This window comes from Halomonas sp. PAMB 3232, assembly GCF_031954225.1.
GTDB lineage: Bacteria > Pseudomonadota > Gammaproteobacteria > Pseudomonadales > Halomonadaceae > Vreelandella.
Genome location: NZ_CP134865.1, coordinates 2,958,944 through 2,975,272 on the forward strand (window position 1 = coordinate 2,958,944; position 16,329 = coordinate 2,975,272).

General features: G+C 64.1%; 13 protein-coding genes. 7 read left to right on the forward strand and 6 right to left on the reverse strand.

The annotated features are described in order from the left end of the window. Nucleotides 1-27: 27 nt before the first annotated feature. Nucleotides 28-1,497, reverse strand: coding sequence for an IMP dehydrogenase (guaB, locus tag RN346_RS13525; protein ID WP_263586308.1), 1,470 nt, complete (start codon nt 1,495-1,497; stop codon nt 28-30). 328 nt (nt 1,498-1,825) lie between these two features. Here guaB and xseA point away from each other — a divergent pair, with 328 nt between their 5' ends. After that, nucleotides 1,826-3,169, forward strand: coding sequence for an exodeoxyribonuclease VII large subunit (gene xseA, locus RN346_RS13530; RefSeq protein ID WP_311961416.1), 1,344 nt, complete (start codon nt 1,826-1,828; stop codon nt 3,167-3,169). Between the two features lie 78 nt (nt 3,170-3,247). Here xseA and RN346_RS13535 read toward each other — a convergent pair whose 3' ends face one another. The 3 genes from RN346_RS13535 to RN346_RS13545 are packed head-to-tail and all read right to left on the reverse strand — an operon-like array spanning nt 3,248 to nt 5,888. Then, the gene (locus tag RN346_RS13535) at nt 3,248-4,501 is read right to left on the reverse strand and encodes a DUF3618 domain-containing protein (RefSeq protein ID WP_311961417.1); all 1,254 of its coding nucleotides are present in this window, start codon (nt 4,499-4,501) and stop codon (nt 3,248-3,250) included. Continuing rightward, a complete protein-coding gene (locus tag RN346_RS13540; RefSeq protein WP_263586294.1) occupies nt 4,498-4,935 on the reverse strand; it encodes a phage holin family protein in 438 nt (145 codons plus the stop codon). The genes RN346_RS13535 and RN346_RS13540 overlap by 4 nt, the downstream gene beginning before the upstream one ends. 50 nt (nt 4,936-4,985) lie before the next feature. Beyond that, entirely contained in the window at nt 4,986-5,888 is a 903-nt protein-coding gene (locus RN346_RS13545) for a hypothetical protein (protein ID WP_311961418.1), read from the reverse strand. Nucleotides 5,889-6,405: 517 nt separating this feature from the next. On the opposite strand from RN346_RS13545, the gene RN346_RS13550 reads away from it, so the two are divergent. Further along, nucleotides 6,406-7,260: an SDR family oxidoreductase gene (locus RN346_RS13550; protein WP_311961419.1), complete on the forward strand. Its 855-nt coding sequence runs from the start codon at nt 6,406-6,408 to the stop codon at nt 7,258-7,260. 120 nt (nt 7,261-7,380) lie between these two features. On the opposite strand, the gene RN346_RS13555 is transcribed toward RN346_RS13550, so the two are convergent. Next, entirely contained in the window at nt 7,381-7,986 is a 606-nt protein-coding gene (locus tag RN346_RS13555) for a TetR family transcriptional regulator C-terminal domain-containing protein (RefSeq protein ID WP_311961420.1), read from the reverse strand. A 214-nt stretch (nt 7,987-8,200) separates the two neighbouring features. On the opposite strand from RN346_RS13555, the gene RN346_RS13560 reads away from it, so the two are divergent. Genes RN346_RS13560 through RN346_RS13575 form a run of 4 tightly spaced genes read left to right on the forward strand, consistent with a single transcriptional unit; the run spans nt 8,201 to nt 14,712 of the window. After that, nucleotides 8,201-9,409 (forward strand): efflux RND transporter periplasmic adaptor subunit, encoded by a 1,209-nt coding sequence (locus RN346_RS13560; protein ID WP_311961421.1) that lies wholly within the window; start codon nt 8,201-8,203, stop codon nt 9,407-9,409. Continuing rightward, nucleotides 9,406-12,519, forward strand: coding sequence for an efflux RND transporter permease subunit (locus RN346_RS13565; protein WP_311961422.1), 3,114 nt, complete (start codon nt 9,406-9,408; stop codon nt 12,517-12,519). The genes RN346_RS13560 and RN346_RS13565 overlap by 4 nt, the downstream gene beginning before the upstream one ends. Beyond that, nucleotides 12,516-13,937 (forward strand): ATP-binding protein, encoded by a 1,422-nt coding sequence (locus tag RN346_RS13570; protein ID WP_311961423.1) that lies wholly within the window; start codon nt 12,516-12,518, stop codon nt 13,935-13,937. The genes RN346_RS13565 and RN346_RS13570 overlap by 4 nt, the downstream gene beginning before the upstream one ends. A 55-nt stretch (nt 13,938-13,992) precedes the next feature. Beyond that, on the forward strand, nt 13,993-14,712 hold the full coding sequence (locus tag RN346_RS13575) for a response regulator (protein ID WP_311961424.1): 720 nt from the start codon (nt 13,993-13,995) through the stop codon (nt 14,710-14,712). On the opposite strand, the gene RN346_RS13580 is transcribed toward RN346_RS13575, so the two are convergent. Next, complete coding sequence (locus tag RN346_RS13580; protein WP_311961425.1) at nt 14,697-15,662, reverse strand: alpha/beta hydrolase; 966 nt, start codon at nt 15,660-15,662, stop codon at nt 14,697-14,699. The two genes, RN346_RS13575 and RN346_RS13580, sit on opposite strands and share 16 nt — an antisense overlap. Before the next feature lie 135 nt (nt 15,663-15,797). Between RN346_RS13580 and RN346_RS13585 the strand changes: the two genes are divergently transcribed. Beyond that, nucleotides 15,798-16,220: a hypothetical protein gene (locus RN346_RS13585; RefSeq protein ID WP_311961426.1), complete on the forward strand. Its 423-nt coding sequence runs from the start codon at nt 15,798-15,800 to the stop codon at nt 16,218-16,220. Nucleotides 16,221-16,329 lie beyond the last annotated feature (109 nt).

A 16,329-nucleotide genomic window follows, 5' to 3' on the forward strand; every position in this document is an offset into this window, starting at 1 on the left:
CCGCCGCATCAATACTGATCCCCGGGGTTAGCTCACCCGGTAATTGGGGGCTTCCTTGGTGATCTGCACGTCGTGCACGTGCGACTCGTTGAAGCCGGCGCCGGTGATCTGCACGAACTCCGGCTTGGTGCGCATCTCTTCGACGTTGTGGCAGCCGGTGTAGCCCATGGAGGCACGCAGCCCGCCCATCATCTGGTGCACGATGGCGCTCATCAGGCCCTTGTAGGGCACGCGGCCTTCGATGCCTTCCGGCACCAGCTTCTCGGCACCGGCGCTCTTGTCCTGGAAGTAGCGATCCGCACTGCCTTGGCTTTGCGACATCGCGCCCATGGAGCCCATGCCGCGGTAGGCCTTGTAGGTACGGCCCTGGTAGAGCTCGACCTCGCCCGGGGCTTCCTCGGTACCGGCCAGGAGGCCACCCACCATGACCGCGCTGGCGCCGGCGGCAATCGCCTTGGCCAGGTCACCGGAGAAGCGCACGCCGCCGTCGGCGATCAGCGGAATATCGAACTCCTTGAGCGCGGCGGCGACGTTGGAAACGGCGGTGATCTGCGGCACGCCCACACCGGCGACGATGCGCGTGGTGCAGATCGAACCTGGGCCGATACCCACTTTCACGCCGTCGGCGCCGGCTTCGGCCAGCGCGCGTGCGGCGGCGGCGGTGGCGATGTTGCCGCCGATCACCTGAATCTCGGGGAAGTGCTCTTTCACCCAGCGGATGCGGTCGATCACGCCCTGGGAGTGGCCGTGGGCGGTATCGACGATCACCACGTCCACGCCGGCTTCGGCCAGTGCGGTAATGCGATCGGCGGTTTCCGGGCCAGTACCGACGGCGGCGCCGACCAGCAGGCGGCCGTCGCTGTCTTTCGCGGCGTTCGGGTAGGTGCGTGCCTTCTCGATGTCCTGGAAGGTGACCAGGCCACGCAGGTGGAAGGCGTCATCGACGATCAGCATCTTCTCGATGCGGTGCTCGCGCATCTTGGCCTTGCTGGTTTCGAGATCGGTGCCCTCGGATACGGTAACCAGGCGCTCGCGCGGGGTCATGATGTCGGCGACGCTGTCGCCCACGTTGGGCTGAAAGCGCATGTCACGCTCGGTGACGATACCCACCAGCGTTTCGCCTTCGACCACCGGGAAGCCGGAGAAGCCGAACTCGTTCGCCATGTTGAGCAGGTCTTCGAGCTTGGCGTTGGGGCTGACGGTGACCGGGTCCTTCACGATCACGCTTTCGTGCTTTTTGACCTTGCGCACTTCCGCGGACTGCTGCGCGATGCTCATGTTCTTGTGGATGATACCGATGCCGCCTTCCTGGGCCATCGCAATTGCCAGCCGCGCTTCGGTCACCGTGTCCATGGCGGCGGAAACCAGCGGAATGTTGAGCGTGATATTGCGGGTCAGGCGGGTTTTGAGGCTGACATCCTTGGGAAGAACGTCGGAGAAGCCGGGAACGAGGAGAACGTCATCGAACGTAAGCGCTTCTTGGGCCATACGTAGCATAGCGGCAACACCCATTGAACAGTGGGAAGATGGGGCGAGGAAAATTAATCGACCATTATAGCGTTTTCGGGGATGCATCATCAATGTGGAGGAGCGCTCGCGCGATGGCTAATTTCGAACAAGCAGTGCCGCCACAGGTGCTGAACTCGCTACGCGGCTGCCTCCATCCAGTAGTTGATCGAGGCATCCGACACGATACCGTGGCGTTTGCCAATGCAGTGATCGTCTCCTGGTAGCCGGTACTGCCGCACAAGTGCCGGTGCGCGACAAATGCGCTATGTTACGTGGCCTGATGTATGAATTCCCGAATCGATCTGGAAACGCCTTCATGAGTGCTCAACCGCCTACCGCCCTTTCCGTCAGCGACCTCAATAAACGCTCGCGCCAGGCGCTCGAGCGCGACATGGGCGAAGTGTGGGTAGAAGGCGAGCTTTCCAACGTCTCCAAACCCGCCTCTGGGCATATCTACTTCACGTTGAAGGACGACCGCGCCCAAGTGCGCTGCGCGCTGTTTCGCCAGCGGGCGCGGTTCGTGGCCGCGCCGATGCGCGACGGCGACCAGGTGAAGCTCAGAGGCAAGGTGTCGCTGTTCGAGCCGCGCGGCGACTACCAGCTGATCGCCGAGGCGGTGCAGGCGGCGGGGCTGGGTGAGCTGTTGGCGGCCTTCGAGCGGCTGAAAGCGCAGCTCGACGGTGAAGGCGTGTTCGTCAACGCCCGCCCCCTGCCCTACCCGCCACGCAAGCTTTTGATTCTGAGCTCGGCCAGCGGCGCGGCGATTCGCGACGTGCTGGCGGTTCTCAACGCGCGCTGGCCGCTGGCGGACGTAACGTTGATCCCCGTGCCGGTACAGGGGGCAGAGGCGGCGCCTGCGATGATTTCGGCGCTGGCGCTGCTCAACCGGCAAAAGCAGCTCGACCCGGCGCGTGACGCCGTGCTGATCACCCGCGGCGGTGGGAGCCTGGAAGACCTGTGGGCGTTCAACAACGAACACCTGGCGCGGGCGATTTTCAACTCCCGCCTGCCGGTGATGTCCGCCGTGGGCCACGAGGTGGATACGACGCTTGCCGACTTCGCCGCCGATGTGCGCGCGCCCACGCCCTCGGCGGCAGCGGAGCGGCTGGTGCCGGATGGACGGGCGCTTTTGCAGGCGCTGGGCCAAAGCGAGGCGCGCCTGACCCGCGCCGTTCGGGCCAGCCTTCAGCGTGAAAGCCAGCGGCTGGATCACCTGCGCGCCCGGCTCAAACATCCCGGCGAGCAGCTCGCGCAGCGCCGGCAACACGTCGAAACACTTTTCCAGCGCCTGCAGCGTGCCATGAACCAGATGCTTGGCCAGCAGCAGAGCCGTACCGCGCAGCTCGCCAAACGGCTGGCAAGCCAGGACATGGCAAGGCTACAGCAGGCTGAGCAGGCGCGCCTGGCCCAGCTCGACCGTCGCCTGAAAAGCGCGGTGGCGCGCACGCTGGAGGCGCGCCGCGCAAGGCTTTCGAGCGTTGCCCGCGAGCTCAACGCAGTGAGCCCGCTGGCCGTACTGGGCCGAGGCTACGCCATCGCTCAGGACAGCGCCGGCCAGGTGGTGCGCCGCGCCGAGGACACCGCGCCGGGCCAGACGCTGTCGCTGCGTTTGGGAGAAGGCCGCCTGAGCGTGGAGGTCAAACGCCGCCACAAAAAATAGCGCCCGGCGGTGGCCGGGCGCTATCAGCATGTCTTGCCTAATGTTTCATAGGAGCGCTAACGAGCGTTCACACCCCGTTTAACGCTTGGGCGGCTCGAGCGTGTCGTCGCCCTGGGTGTTGCCGGAGGGCGTGTCGGAGTCGGCCAGGCCGTGCTCTTTCTTGCTCTTGTCCTTGTCGTGGGGCGTCGGCTGCTTGCCCGGGTTGCCGCTCTGGCCCGAGGCGGCGTTGTGCCCCGGCATCGCCTCGTCGGAGTAGCGCATGTGCTCGCTGTCGGTGTCGCTCGGCGTATGGCGCGTGTCGTGCTCCTGATGCTCGTTTTGATGCGAGTCTTTCTCGTGCTGGTCTTTCTGTTGCTGGTCCTTGTCGGTTTCGTTTTTCATCTTCTCGGTCCTTTCGTGAAGAGAGTGCTGCATCTTATCGGCCTGCTGATGGCCCATCTCGGCGGCCTCGCCCATCAGGCGGTCGCGATATTCGCCCATATAAGCGTCTTCCCGCCGTGTTGAGGGTAGAAGCCCGCCAAGCGCGGCGCCAATGGCAAACCCCAGTGCCCCGGCAACCAGCGGGTGCTCCTGAATGAAGTCCGACGAGTGGCGGCCGGCGTCTCTGGCCCACTGCCCGGCGTCGTGCATCCCGTGCTGGGTGGAGCGGTACAAGCCTGAGGTCGTGTCGCGCATGTTGCCTCCCATGTGGTGAGCCCGTTCGCTGATATGGTGGACGGCGTCACTGGCACTGTGGCCCATGTGGCGGGCGCCGCCGACGACGCGCTCCTTCATGCCCGAGTTCATGCCCGCGCCCTGGTCGAAACCGGTATTCGGGTCGCTGTCATCGAACGCCGGCGGATGCGAAAAGGCGCTGCGCTCGGGGTGGTCAAACGGGGCGCCGCCTTCAAGACCCGCCGGGCGCGCGCCGCCCGTCAAGGCATCGGCGTACTCACCGGCAGGGCGGTCCACCCGATTGGAGAACGGCTGCGACATCGGCGGAGGGTTCATGCGCGAATCGAAGCGCCCTTGCGGGCCGCTGTGCGGGTAGGCTTCGGAATTGGCGTAGTGGCGGTCATCGCGCTGAGCGCCGCTGCGCTGGGCGGTCAACAGCCAGCCAAGCCCTGCCCCGGTGACCAGAAACGGAACCGGGTTCTCCTTGATGGTCGTACCCAGATTAGTGAAGAACTCGTTGGCGCCGCCGTGACGAAGGTAGTCGTAGGAAGCGTTGAACAGCCGCTGGGGTGAAAAGCGCTCCTCCAGCTCGCCAAGCGTGGAGTCGAGCCGCTCGCGGGAGTGCTGAATGTCCTTTTCGATCTCTTCGGGGGTGCGGTGATCCTTGTGATCGCTCATTTCAACGCCTCCTTGACGTTATGCTCGTGCTCCTGGGCCAGCTCCTTGTCCCGCTGTAAACTTTTTAGCGTGCGCTGCGGTGCCAAACGCTGCGCCTTGATCTTGTTGAGCCCCACGTTGAGCATGATCAACCCGATAACGGCGGTCACGACGCCGACGATGGCGGCGGAGAGCCAGGGGGTCATGTCCGGCGGCAGGATTTCGTTGAGCAGGGCGACCGCCGATGCCAGCAGCACCAGAAAGCCGGCGAAGATCACCGCGCCCGCCACGGCGATTGCGGCGATGCCGGTCAGGGCCTGATGGGTCTTTTCCGATACCTCGGCCTTGGCGAGTTCGGCTTCGCCTCGAACCAGGTCGGTTACCTCGCGGGTCAACGTCGTTAAAAGCGAGCCAACGGACGCTCCCTGCGTCGTGCTATTGCGCTGCGTTTCCATATAAGCCTCGTTCGTACTGGCCAATCGTTGAGCGTTAAACGCGTGGAGGGTTATCGCGGTGTGCGGTAAGGGTCGCGATCGCCGGGCAGCGGGTCGTCGCCGGGCCGGGGGGTAATTCTCGGCCGCGCGTCATTGGCATCAAAAGGCTCGCTCGGGTCGCGCTCGGCGCTGCTGCCGCCAGGCACAGGGCCGTCGTTATCGAAGGATGACAGGGGACGAGACGAAGGGTGCTGAGAGGTAAAGCGCGACCCGGCGGCGTTCATGTCCGTATGGCGCTCGCGGTAGTCGCCCTGACCACCGGAAGCCGAGCCGCGATTCACAGCCCCAAAGCCTTCAGCGCCATAATGGCGGGGGTCGTCTTGAGGGTTCTGGCGTCTGGCGTCGTATGCTTGCGAACCGTAGCCTTGTGAACCGTAGCCTTGTGAACCATAGCCTTGTGAACCATAGCCTTGTGAACCATAGCCATGAGAACCATTGCCACGAGAACCGCGCTCTTGGGAATCATGGTGCTGCGAGCTTCGCAGAAAGCGGGCAACGAGAAAGCCCGCGGCGATGGCGCCGCCAATGAAAACTGCCGGTTCGCGGCGGCTGTAGCCCTGAACGTCGTGGAAAACGCGCTTGAGATCCTTGTCGCGAAACTGGTTCGAGAAGTCGTCGGCAAGCGCTGCCGCCTTGCGTGCCTGCTGCGAGAAAAAGGGCTGGTGCTGGCTTTCGAACTCGTCTGCGGCCTGGTTCAGAACCTTCGTGAACTTGCCGGCTTGCTTGGCGACCAGCTCGCGCTGCTGCTCATAGAAGTGCTCGGCCTGGTGCTGGGCGGCGTCGCCAAGGTCGTGAGCGGCCTCTTTACCCTGGCTTTTGAGCCGTTCGGTATCGAGAGTATCGTGTTCCTGAGAGGTGTCAGCGCTTTTTGCGCCGCTGGCATCGGGGTGGGAGTACTTTCCTTGATCGCTCATTAATTGCATCCTCCATGCGTTGCATTGTTTGCAGCCGGGGTAGTGAACAAAATGAACTTTTAGCGCTGATAAACGCCATCCTTTTTATAACATGAGTTAACTACTTATTTTTAAAACTTCTTACAGACCACTTATGAACTATAGCGGGGGGTTAATAACTGTCAATTTTAAAACAACGCTTTTACAAAAAACTCCAGACACTTATTCCCAAAACCAACAAAATATTTATATTTCAATGATTTAAAAATAATTTAAAAACTTGAAATCTCGGCCGCAAGGATTATTAAAAAACCCCTTTAACTAATTCTTTTAAAAACAAACGCGTTTTCCTGAAATATAAGTAGACCATCCTTTTTTTTAAAAAAGTGTTAAGTAAAAATCACTTAAAGCAAACCGTAAAAGTGGCCAGGTTTGGCCCTTTCGTAACGTTGGACTAAGGTAAACGATGGTGCGACCCAGGAGCGGGTCGGCCATCGCTATACACCGCGTCGAAACGGTTACAAAGGAAGGAATCAATATGAGCGAGCAGAAACAGCCCCCGCAGCATCAGGACAAACAGCCCGGCGACGAATACGCCATGCACCCGGCGCCGGAGTACATCCGCGCAAGCTATCGCGGCTCCGATAAGCTCAAGGACAAGGTAGCACTCATCACCGGCGGCGACAGCGGCATCGGCCGCGCCGTGGCCGTACACTTTGCCCGCGAAGGCGCCGACAGCGTGATCGTACATCTGGAAGAGGATGAGGACGCCGAAGAGACAAAGCGCCTGGTGGAAGCCGAGGGCCGGCGCTGCCTGGTGCTCAAGGGCGACGTGGCCCAGCCGGTCTTTTGCCGCGAGGTCATTCAAAAGACCCTCGATGAGTACGGCAAGCTCAACGTGCTGATCAATAACGCCGCCGAGCAGTACGACTGGGACGATATCACCGATATTCCCGACGATCAGCTTTTGCGCACTTTCCAGACCAACATCTTCAGCCACTTCTACATGATCAAGGCGGCCCTGCCGCACCTCGGCGAAGGCGATACCATCATCGAAACCTCGTCGATCAACGCCTTCAAGGGCAACGACACCCTGATCGATTACACCGCGACCAAGGGCGCCATTCAGGGGCTGATGCGCTCGATGGCCATGTCGCTGATGGAGCGCGGCATTCGGGTCAACGCCGTAGCCCCGGGCCCGGTCTGGACGCCGCTGATTCCCGCCAGCATGAGTGAGGAGAAGGTCGAAAGCTTTGGCGGCCAGGTGCCGATGAAGCGCGCCGGCCAGCCCAGCGAAATGGGCCCCGCCTACGTGTATCTGGCAAGCGAAGACTCGTCCTACATGAGTGGCCAAACCCTCCACCTGAACGGCGGCGTGATTCTGAACACCTGATACGCCACGTTGAACGCACAAGGCGGCCTGCGGGCCGCCTTGTGCGTAGGTAGAGCGTAGGTAGAGCGTAGTTAGAGCATAGGGTAAAGCGATGATCGCGTGCGCGACGCCAGCCGCCTTTCAGGCGCTCTGGCGCGCCACGGGTTCGATCAGCACGTATTCGAACAGAATCGACTCGAACTGCTCCATGGGCGTGACCGACTTGAGCGTCTTGGCGCGCAAAATTGCCCCTTCCCAGCCGCTCAGAATGAAGCTGGCCAGCGCCAGGACGTCAGCCCGAGGGCTCACCGCGCCCTGGGCCTGGGCGGCCTGAAGGCAAGCCACGAAGTGCTGTTCCCAGCGCTGGAAGACCGTGTTCAGCGCGTCGCGAAAGACATCGCTTTGGCCGGAAAGCTCCTGGCCCAGGTTGCCGATCAAACAACCGGTTTCGTGGTTGCAGGTCTGCATGTAGTCCCGGCCGCGGGCGAAGTAGCGTTGAAGCCGCTCGAGCGGCGCCACGCTTTCATCTTCCAATAGCGCCTTGAGACCCACGGCGTAGTCGTCGGCGAAGCGCTCGATCACCGCCAACCCGAAATCCTCCTTACTGGAGAAGTAGTGATAGAACGAGCCCTTGGGTACTCCGCAGGAATTGAGCACGGCGTTGATGCCGGTGGCGTTGTAGCCGTGCTGAGCGATCAGCTCGGCACCGGTATCGATCAATTTGTCGCGGGTCGAGGTGTTTTTCATATCGTCCAGGCCTGTCGGTCAAGGCAATCAATCAACGTGAAGCCGGTCTAGTTGTTAGGATCGAGTGGTTAGATGCGGATGTTTTTATCAGCGCGTCACGTTGCACGCTCTTTACACATTGCTTGCCTAATCACTGCTTAACTGGAGTAGATGCTAGCATACTACGCTTATCTTCCAGCATTTTTAGCTTCCAGCCAACGGATGACGTGCGGTAATGACCCTTCTTGATAAAACGCCCGCCCGCCAGCGCGGCCGGGTGCGTTTGGGCGCCATCGCGGCGCTTTTGATTCTGGCCGGCGGCCTGGCCCTGGCCTGGTGGATTCTCACTCAGCCCCCGCGTATCGAGCGCCGCCCGCCGCCGCCGGCATCGCCCCCGCTGGTCGATGTCATCAGCGTCGAGCGCCGCGTTCAGGCCCCATCACTTTCAGGCTTTGGTCGGGTAGAGGCCGAGAAATCGACCATGATCTCGAGCCGAGTGGCCGGCGAGCTCGAACGCTTTGCCGAAGGCGTGGTACCCGGCGAAGTCGTAGAGGAAGGCGCCCCGCTTGCCTATATCGACCGCGCGGATCTCGAACTTGCGCTGCAGGATGCCCAGGCCCAGGTCGCCACCGCCGAAGCCGGCGTTGCGCTCGAACGCGCCGAGCAGCAGCGCGCCGAGGGCGACTACGCCCGCTTTGGCCGCGAGCTTACCGCCGAGCGCCGTGCGCTGGTGCTGCGCGAACCGCAAAAGCGCCAGGCCGAAGCCGCCCTGACCCAGGCCCGGGTGCTACGCGACCAGGCCGCCCTGAATCTGGAACGCGCCACGCTCACCGCGCCCTGGCGGGCGATGGTCGCCGAACGCACCCTCGGCGCCGGCAGCCTGTTGAGCCTGGGCACCGAGGTGCTGAGTCTGGTCGGCGTCGAACAGTTTTGGGTGCGCGCCTCGCTTCCCGGCGACACGCTTGCCTGGCTCGAGCCCGGCGATCGCGTCACGCTCACCAGCCAAAGCTGGCCGGCGGAGGAGAGCCGCGAAGGTGAGTTGACCTCGATTCTGCCGAATCTCGAAGAGAACGGCCTGCAGGCACAGCTGCTCGTCTCCGTCGACGACCCGCTGGCACTGGACCAGAACGGGCCGGCGCTGCGCCTGGGGGATGTCGTGCGCCTTCGCTACCACACCACCGCGCGCGAGGCGTTGATCGCCCTGCCCTCCTCGGCGCTGCGCCCGGGCGACGTGGTGTGGTGGCTCGATGACGACGACCGGCTCCAGAGCTCGACGGTGACGCTTGCCTACCGCGGCGAAGAGCAGGCGCTGGTGAGCGACGGGCTCAGCCCGGGTCAGCGCGTGGTCACCGCCGGGCTTGCCCAGCCGCGCGTCGGCCAACAGGTGCGCCCGCGCTCGTCCACTGAGGCACCGACCCAACCGGATGAGGAGAACGCCCCATGACGAGCAAGGGCCCGCTTGCCTGGATGGTGGATCACGGCGTCGCGCCGAACCTGCTGATGGCGCTGTTCATCGTCGGTGGCCTGATGGCCTCGCTTGCGATCAAGAAGGAGGTCTTTCCCGACTTCGAAAGCGAAACCGTGCAGGTCACCATCAGCTATCCCGGCGCCACGCCGGAAGATATCGAGCAGAGCCTTTTACTGCCGGTCGAGGCGGCGATCTCAAACGTCGAAGGGATCGACGAGCTGACCGCGACCGCCAACGAAAGCAGCGGCGTGGTGCAGGCCACGCTGATCGACGGCGTGGAGGTGATGCGCGTTTACCAAGAGATTCAGCAGGCGGTGAATGGGATCACCACCTTCCCCAACGCCGCCGACCCGCCGCGCTTTAGCCTGGCCGGTTTCTCCCGCGGCGTGGTGAGTTTGCAGGTGTACGGCGATGCCAGCCTTTCCGCGCTGCACGACGCCGCCGAAAACGTGCGCGCCGAGCTTCAGGCCAATAGCGGCATCTCCCGGGCGGAGCTTTCCGGCAACCGCGACCGTGAGATTCAGGTGCTGCTGGACGATGAGGCGATCGAGCGTTACGGGCTGGACCACCAGGCGCTTGCCGCGCGCATCGGCGAGGAAGCGCTGGATCTGGCCAGCGGCCAGCTCACCACTGCCGAAGGCGAGTGGCTGATCCGCTACCAGGGCCGGCGCCAAAGCGCCGCCGAGTTCGCGCGCCTGCCGATTCTGACCACCGCCCAGGGCGCACCGGTAACGCTTGGCCAGATCGCCCAGGTGCGCGAAGGCTTTGCCGAAACTGACCGCGAGGAGTTTTATAACGGCCAGCAGGGCCTCTCCGTCGAGGTTTTCCAGGTCGGCAATCAAACCCCCACCAGCGTCTCGAAGGCGGTGCAGGGTGAGCTCGAGCGCCTGCGCGCCGGGCTTCCCCCGAACATTCATCTGGACGTAGCCCGCGACAGCTCCGAGGTGTACGAGGACCGCCTGGGGCTTCTGCTCAAGAACGCCTGGATGGGCCTGGCGCTGGTGATGATTCTCATGGCGCTGTTTCTCGAGGCGCGCCTGGCGTTCTGGGTGACGCTCGGCATTCCCACCGCGTTTTTGGGCGCGATGCTGTTTCTGCCCTGGATCGGGGTGTCGCTGAACATGATGTCGATGTTCGCCTTCATCATCGCCCTCGGCATCGTCGTGGATGACGCGATCATGGTGGGCGAGAACATCTACAGCTACCGCGAAGAGGGCTATTCGCTGCGCGATGCGGCGGTCAAGGGCGCCAAAGAGATCGCGGTGCCGCTCACCTTCGCCATTCTGTCCAATATCGTGGCGTTCATGCCGCTGCTGTTTTTGCCGGGCTTTTTGGGCATGATCTTCGCCACCGTACCGGTGGTGGTGGTCACGGTCTTTCTGATCTCCTGGGCCGAGGCACTGTTCATCCTGCCAGCGCACCTGGCCCACAGCCACAAGCCGCGCAAGACGCCGGCTTGGCAGCGCCCGCTGGAGCGCCTTCGCCACGCCTTGCAAGGGGGCCTGCACGCGTTTACCTACCGCCGCTTCGAGCCGTTTTTGCAGCGCGCGCTGAATCAGCGACTTCTGAGCGTGAGCCTGGGGGTTACGCTGCTGGTGGTAGCGCTGGCCTGGGCGATGAGCGGACGGCTCGGCTTTTCGCTGATGCCCCGGGTCGAGTCGGACCAGGTGCGCGCCACCGTGACCCTGCCGATCGGCAGTAACATCAGCGTCAGCCGCGAACTCGGCCAGCAGTTGATCGACGCCGCCGAGACGCTCAGCGCCGAGGAGCCGACGCTTTCATTCGCCAGCACCCGCAGCCGGCTGGACGGTGAAAGTCTGGAAGTAACGCTGGATATCGCCAGCGAGAGTCTCGATCAGTGGCCGCCATCGCGCATCGCCGAGCGCTGGCGCGACGTGAGCGGCGATCTGGTCGGCGCGCAGTCGGTGCGCTTCGCCTCGGACGTGGGCGGGCCGGGCAGCGGCGCCGCGCTCAGCCTGCGCCTTTCCCACCCGGATACCCAGGTGCTGGAAGCCGCCGCCACGCGCCTGGCCGAGCAGCTCGGCGAATACGGCCTGACCGATATCGACAGCGGCCTGGGCGACGGCAAGCCGCAGCTCGAAATGCGCCTGTCCGCCGAGGGTCGCGCGCTGGGCCTGACCGGCAGCGACCTGGCCCAGGCGCTACGCGGCCCGCTGCAGGGCGCCACCGCTGTCGAGCAGTTCATCGGCCGCCAGGAGGTCAGTGTCGAGGTGCGCCTGCCCGAGCAGGACCGGGCGAGTCTGAACGAGCTCTACCGCCTGCCGGTGCGCACCGCCGATGGCTTGAGCGTTTCGCTGTCGCGGGCGGCCGATATCACCCTGAGCCAGGCCTCGAGCAGCCTGACGCGTATCGACGGGCGACGCATCATCACCGTGACCGCCGACTCCGACAACGACCAGACGATCAACCAAATGCTCGCCACGCTGCAGGAGGACGTGTTCCCTACGCTGACCAACACCTGGCCGGGGCTCGAAGTGGCCCTCGGCGGGCGCCAGCAGGACACCGCCGACAACCTCGCCACGCTCAGAACCGCCATGTGGCTGATGCTCGCCGCGCTCTATGCCTTGCTCGCCATTCCGTTTAGAAGCTACCTGCAGCCGCTATTGGTGCTGGCCGCCATTCCTTTTGGCCTGGTCGGCGCGGTGGCGGGCCATATGGTCATGGGCTTTGGGCTCTCGATCATCAGCCTGCTGGGAATGCTGGCGCTCTCCGGGGTGGTCATCAACGATGCGCTGGTGCTGATCGACTACGCCAATCGCAAGCGCCGCGAGGGTATGGCGGCGCGCGAGGCGATCGTCGCCGCGGCCACTCGGCGCCTTCGCCCGATCATGATGACCACGCTCACCACCTTTTTGGGGCTGGCGCCGATGATTCTGGAAACCTCGCGTCAGGCACGCTTCATGATCCCCATGGCCATCTCGCTGGGCTTCGGGATGATCTTCGCCACCGCCATTCTGCTCATTCTGGTGCCCTGCCTGTACCTGGGGCTTGAAAACCTGCGCGAGCGCCTGAGCGCCCCGCCGCAGCCAACCCCACAACCCGACCAAAGCGGTGGCGTATCATGACCCGGCTTCAAACGCTGTCACGCTGGCGTCCGTCGCGTCTTGGGTGGCGCCTGTTCGCGGTAATTCTGAGTGTCAACGTGGCGATCGCCGCCAGCACCTTTCTGGCGGTCTCCTACAGCATCGACCGGGGCTTCATCGAGTACCTGACCCAGGCTCAGGAGCGCCGGGCGACCCTACTGGCCGACGGCCTGGTGACCCGCTGGAACGGCCAGCGAAACTGGGCGTGGCTCGAGCGCTCCCCGGACCGCTGGCCTCGCGTGGTGCGCTTCGAGCTCGGCCGCGAGCGCGAGGAGCGCGCCTCTCCTTTGGGCGAAGCGCGAGACTTCGCGCTGCGCGACGCCGAGGGCCGCTTCGTCGTGCGCCCTCGCCCGCTGGGCGAGCCCAGCGACTGGCACTGGCTAACGCTTTACAGCGAAAGCGCCAGCGGCGGCGAGCGCTTGAGTATCGGCGAGCTGGGCTTTCGCTCGCCCCAGCAGGTCATGGAGCGCATGGAGAGCCGTTTTCTGGAGCGCCAGCAGCGCAACCTCATCGTTATCGTCCTGTCGTTGGTGGTCGCCTCGCTGCTGCTGGCCGGCGGGCTCTCCTGGTGGCTCGGCGGGCGCACCCGGGCGCTGGCCGGCGCCACGCGCCGGCTCACCGAAGGCGACTACCACATCCGCCTGCGCGCGCGCGGACGCGACGAGCTCTCGCGGCTGGCCCAGGACTTCAATCTGCTGGCCGAAACGCTGGAGGCGAGCCGCAACGCCCGGGCGCGCTGGGTATCGGACACCGCCCACGAGCTTCGCACGCCGCTGGCCGTGCTGCGCGGCGAGATCGAGGCGATGCAGGACGGCGTGCGAGCGCTCGACCAGGAGAATCTGGGGTCGCTCGCCCAGGAGGTCGATCAGCTCGAGCGGCTGGTGGCGGATCTTCGCCTGCTATCGCAAAGCGACGCCGGCGCGCTCGATATTCACCTGTCGCCGATGGATCTCAGCGACAGCCTGTTGGGCCGGCTCTCGGATGCCGACCGCTGGCTGGCGGACAGCGGCCTTGCGCTTTCCACCGAGATCGCCCCGAACGTCATGGTGCTGGGCGACCCGCAGCGTCTGCGCCAGCTCTGGAGCAACCTGTTGGATAACAGCTGCGCCTACACCGTGGCCCCGGGGTCGCTCGACGTTCGCTTGACCGTCGAGGCCCACCAGGCCGTGGTGATATGGCAAGATAGCGCCCCGGGCGTACCGGAAAGCGAGCTTTCACGGCTGACCGAACGACTCTACCGGGTCGAGGGCTCGCGCAGTCGCGCAAGCGGCGGCAGCGGCCTGGGGCTTTCGATTGCAAGCGCGCTGGCCGGCGCCCACGGCGCGACGCTCACCGCCAGCACCTCGCCCCTGGGCGGGCTTTGCTGGACGCTGCGCTTCCCGCTTCTGTCTTCGCGTTAGCGTTAGCGTTACATTAGCTTCACGCTGGATTTTCACTCTGGAGCCTCGAGTGCCCATGTCATCGACCGATTCGTACCCCGCCAACGCCTCACTTCTGATCGTCGAGGATGAGCCGAAGATCGCGCGCCTGATGGCCGACTACCTGACCGGCCACCACTTCGCGCCGACGCTGATCGAGCACGGCGACGACGTGCTTGCTTGGCTCGACGCGAATACGCCGGCGCTGGTACTGCTGGATTTGATGCTACCGGGCATGGATGGCACCACGCTCTGCCGCGAGATCCGCCAGCGCTGGCCGGCGCTGCCCATCATCATGGTGACGGCCAAGGTCGAAGAGGTGGACCGCCTGGTGGGGCTCGAGATGGGCGCCGACGACTATATCTGTAAGCCGTTCAGCCCGCGGGAAGTGGTGGCCCGGGTCAAGGCGGTGCTGCGCCGAAGCCGCGCCGCCGAAAGCGCCTCCATTGAGGCCGCCGCCCCAATCGCGCCGGTCACCCTGGACGATGAAGGCTGGGTGGCACTTGCCAAGGGCCAGGACCTGGGCCTCACCGCGGTGGAGTTTCAGCTTTTGCGCGTGATGATGCACGCCCCCGGGCGGATCTTTAGCCGCGAGCAGCTGATGGATCACATGTACCGCGACAACCGCATCGTGTCCGAGCGCACCGTGGATAGTCACATCAAGAAGCTGCGCAAAAAGATCACCGAAGCGCTCCCCGATCAGGAGATCATCCGCTCGGTGTACGGCGTCGGTTACAAGTATCAGCCTGAAGGCTGAGTGTCGGGGCCATTATCCACCTTGCGATTCACTTCTCGATTGAGAAACGCGATCGCCGCATCAACAGCTCCGCCGCGCAGTAGAAAAGCCGCAATGTGCCCGCGGCCGTGCTGCAGGTAGAGCTCGGCGGGTGTGCCCTGGGCGCGCAGCGCCTCATAAAAGTCCCGGGCGTGATCCACCGGCACTAGCCGGTCGCGATTGCCGTGGAAAAGGAAAAACGGCGGCGCCTTTGGCGTGAGCTGGCGAATCGGCGAGGCCTGCACGTAGGCGTCGTACACCTCGTCGCGGGTACCGCCGAGCAGGCCGATCACAAGCTCCCCGTCATCGAATTTCAACAGATCGCTCGGCAGCCCCCCGACCGCCGCGGCGCGAAGTCTGGTGTGCTCGCCGCCATACGGCTCGGCCAGCGGCCCCGTTTGGCTTGCCAGCGCCAGAAGGCTCACCAGGTGGGCGCCGGAGGAGTAGCCCACGCCGACGATGCGGTCGGTATCGACCCCCAGGCGCTCGGCGTTATCGTGAATCCAGCGCATCGCCTGCTGCAGGTCATGAAGCTGGGCGGGAAAACGGTAGCGCGGCGCAAAGCGATACTCGACGTTGACCGTCACATAGCCCTGCCCCGCCAGCTGGTGGGCAATTTTCTCCATATCGGCGGGGCTTCGCCCGCGCCAGCCGCCGCCGTGCACGATCAGCGCCGCCGGGCGCAGGCCCGCTTTTGGGGTGTCGGGCAGGCGCACGCGGGCGGTGAGCGGCTCGGGCCAGTTTGCCGGGGTATAAATTTGGGGGCTGAGCGATGTCGAGCGCACCGAGGGCGAACGCGCGGTTGGGGAGATGGCCACCTGGGCGATGGCGATCTCTCCGCTGGTGGCGAGGTGGGTCGCGCCGCAACCGCCGAGCAGTAGCGCCAAGCTCCCTGCGCCCAGCGAGCGGCGAATTATACGAAACGCGTGCATCGATAACTCCTTTTATCCGGATGCTTAGCCTATGAGAAGGTCACGTTGTTTGCACACTTTGTGCAACGACTTTACACCGGGCCGCTCGATACTGCAGGTGTCACCTTCGACAGCATCGCATCAAGGAGAGAAACCATGACGCTATCACTTCGCAAACTCTTCGCCCCGGCTCTACTGGCCGCCGCGCTGGTCCCCGTCGCGATGACCGCTCAAGCGCACCCGCACGACGGCCACGGCCAGGGCCGCGAGCAGATGCGCGAGCAGATGCAGGAGCAGCGCCAGGAAGTCTACCAGCGCGCCGAGATCGATGAAGAGAAACAGCAGGCGCTCAACGAAGTCAACAGCGAATTTTTCGAAGCGATGAAGACGCTGCACGACGAGCACCAGGCGCGCATCGACGAGATCCTGACCGAAGAGGAGCATCAGGCACTGCGTGAAGCCATGCGCGAGGTACGCCAGGAGCATCGCGGCGAGCGCGGCGGCGAGCGTGACCGTCACCATGGCGAACAGGGCGACGAAGCGGCCACGGCGACGGACGAGACCCAGACCGAGCAGTAAACGCCTCATCGATAGGTTGGGTTCCAAAGACACCGCCCGGCTCATACCGGGCGGTGTCTTTTTATGCCTTTAGTGCATGGAGGTAGCCCGCTGTCATCAAGGCCATTGG

Bases quoted from the DNA above. Each gene is read 5' to 3' on its own strand.
- guaB (WP_263586308.1), bottom strand. From the start codon at position 1,497: ATGCTACGTATGGCCCAAGAAGCGCTTACGTTCGATGACGTTCTCCTC.
- RN346_RS13560 (WP_311961421.1), top strand. From the start codon at position 8,201: ATGACCCTTCTTGATAAAACGCCCGCCCGCCAGCGCGGCCGGGTGCGT.
- RN346_RS13555 (WP_311961420.1), bottom strand. From the start codon at position 7,986: ATGAAAAACACCTCGACCCGCGACAAATTGATCGATACCGGTGCCGAG.
- RN346_RS13545 (WP_311961418.1), bottom strand. From the start codon at position 5,888: ATGAGCGATCAAGGAAAGTACTCCCACCCCGATGCCAGCGGCGCAAAA.
- RN346_RS13565 (WP_311961422.1), top strand. From the start codon at position 9,406: ATGACGAGCAAGGGCCCGCTTGCCTGGATGGTGGATCACGGCGTCGCG.
- RN346_RS13535 (WP_311961417.1), bottom strand. From the start codon at position 4,501: ATGAGCGATCACAAGGATCACCGCACCCCCGAAGAGATCGAAAAGGAC.
- RN346_RS13540 (WP_263586294.1), bottom strand. From the start codon at position 4,935: ATGGAAACGCAGCGCAATAGCACGACGCAGGGAGCGTCCGTTGGCTCG.
- xseA (WP_311961416.1), top strand. From the start codon at position 1,826: ATGAGTGCTCAACCGCCTACCGCCCTTTCCGTCAGCGACCTCAATAAA.
- RN346_RS13575 (WP_311961424.1), top strand. From the start codon at position 13,993: ATGTCATCGACCGATTCGTACCCCGCCAACGCCTCACTTCTGATCGTC.
- RN346_RS13570 (WP_311961423.1), top strand. From the start codon at position 12,516: ATGACCCGGCTTCAAACGCTGTCACGCTGGCGTCCGTCGCGTCTTGGG.
- RN346_RS13580 (WP_311961425.1), bottom strand. From the start codon at position 15,662: ATGCACGCGTTTCGTATAATTCGCCGCTCGCTGGGCGCAGGGAGCTTG.
- RN346_RS13550 (WP_311961419.1), top strand. From the start codon at position 6,406: ATGAGCGAGCAGAAACAGCCCCCGCAGCATCAGGACAAACAGCCCGGC.
- RN346_RS13585 (WP_311961426.1), top strand. From the start codon at position 15,798: ATGACGCTATCACTTCGCAAACTCTTCGCCCCGGCTCTACTGGCCGCC.